The sequence below is a fragment of the Paenibacillus albiflavus genome (genome assembly GCF_004344915.1).
GTDB classification, from domain to species: domain Bacteria; phylum Bacillota; class Bacilli; order Paenibacillales; family NBRC-103111; genus Paenibacillus_AM; species Paenibacillus_AM albiflavus.
In genome coordinates, this window is record NZ_SKFG01000080.1 from 1 (window position 1) to 2,038 (window position 2,038).

At 46.5% G+C, this 2,038-nt stretch carries 1 protein-coding gene; it reads left to right on the forward strand.

The features are described from left to right. Positions 1–158 precede the first annotated feature (158 nt). Entirely contained in the window at positions 159–1,703 is a 1,545-nt protein-coding gene (locus tag E0485_RS24455; RefSeq protein ID WP_132417433.1) for an S-layer homology domain-containing protein, read from the forward strand. The last annotated feature ends 335 nt before the right edge of the window (positions 1,704–2,038 follow it).

Here is a 2,038-nt window from a genome sequence, read left to right on the forward strand (position 1 = left end):
GAGTCACGAACGGCGGACTCTATAACGTCAACAAGACGATTACGTTTAATGAAGGCACGGCGACTTTGAATGGCTCCGCGTTCATTAGCGGTTCCACCGTTAGCGCGGAAGGCGACTATACGCTTGTCGTCACGGATGCGGCGGGCAACGTCACCACCGTGAGCTTCACCATCGATAAAACACCTCCTAGAGTAACGGGCGTCACATCCGGAGCACCTGTGTATACAACGCCGGTTACGATTTCTTTCAATAAAGGAACGGCAACGTTGAACGGAGTTCCTTTCGCTTCCGGTACTACGGTTAGCGCATCCGGCACCTATTCGCTCGTCGTTACTGATGCGGCAGGCAATAGCACGAGCATTTCTTTTACTCTTAGAAGTGCCAGCTCTGGAGATGGGGGTGGAAATAGCGCTGGAGGCAGCGGTGGTGAAAGTAGTGGAAGCGGCGAAGGCAATAAAATGGCTATTAATATGATCGATATCCAAATCAACAACGTTGTCTATAAGAATTTCGCGATCGTATCCGTCAAAACCGTCAACGGGAAAAAAGTTACGACCGTACAGCTAGATGAAACCAAAATCATAAAAGAGTTGAGTTCCCTACACGACAGTCCTATAATCGTTATTCCGGTTCAGAACGGCTCTGATCGCGTTGTCGTTCTGTTGAACAGCCAGTTGGCGAAAGCGCTCGACGATAAAAATATGACTGTCGAGGTCCAAACGGACAACGCTTCCTACACCTTGACAGCCAATCAATTCGATATGGACGCGATCGCCAAGAGCTTAGGATCGAATACGCCATTAAAATTCAATATCGAAATCGCGAACGTGCCCGATCATAAAGTCGATTCCATTCGCAATAAATTAGGCAAGATCAGCTTGGTATCGCCAGCGATTGAATTTAAGATCACGGCATCGTCCGGCGGGAAAACAATCGAAATCAACAAGTTTCTTCACTTCGTTCAAAGAAGGATCGCCATCCCTGACGGGTTCGACCCGATTAAGATAACGACGGGCGTCGTGGTTACGGAAGATGGCAACATTGTTCCGGTGCCTACCAGGCTCGTCCAAGAAAACGGGAAATATTATGCGGTTATGTACAGCTTGACGAACAGCGTCTATACCGTGATCGGCAACGAAAAAACATTTTCGGATATCCAAAAACATTGGGCAAAGACCCACATCGAAAAGTTAGCGTCGAAGCTGATCGTTCAAGGCATCTCCGAGACAAGCTTCAAGCCGGACAACCAGATTACTCGAGCGGAGTTCACGGCAATTCTGGTCAGGTCGCTCGGTCTGCATGCGGTCGGCAGCTCTGCGGATTACGCGGATGTCCAGAAGAGCAATTGGTTCTACAAAGCCGTGACGATCGCAGCGAATAACGGACTTACCGCCGAGGGCAATAGCAACCGGTTCAATCCGAACGAACAAATGTCGCGGCAAGAAGCGATGGTTATGATAGCGAAAGCGATGCATTTAGCCGGAATGGACGTTGCGATCTCCGACAAGGAAGTCACCGAGCTGCTAGGCGCGTTCAAGGATTTAGAGCGGCTTGATTTCTCTGCCAAGCCTGCGGCTGCGCTTAACGTCAAGTACGGCGTAATTGTCGGCTATAATGGCTTGATTTCGCCCGGCAACGTCATTACGAGAGCAGAAACATCGATCATCATTCAGCGTTTCTTGGAAGCGGCGAAATTGAACTAAAAACGAATTAGATGCCAAAAAAATCTTCAATCTCACGGAAACGTGAGTCATATATGAGGGAAAACGAAGGAGCTAACTTCTGCTCGAATTGCGGCCAGAAGCTAGGCTAGATCACTAATTCAAATTGACAATTAAATAGTTGAATGATGAATAGCCCCATCCGATTAGGATGGGGTTTTTGCTGTGTATGATATAATTTATTACTTTTTCGCCATAAATTAATTTACTCTGATAAATCAAAAAAAGTATTGTATTTTTATGCAATTTGGATGTATAGTATTTACTTAATTAACGTTAATTAAATTAGAAGTGTGAGGATGTTATGACCAAGAATA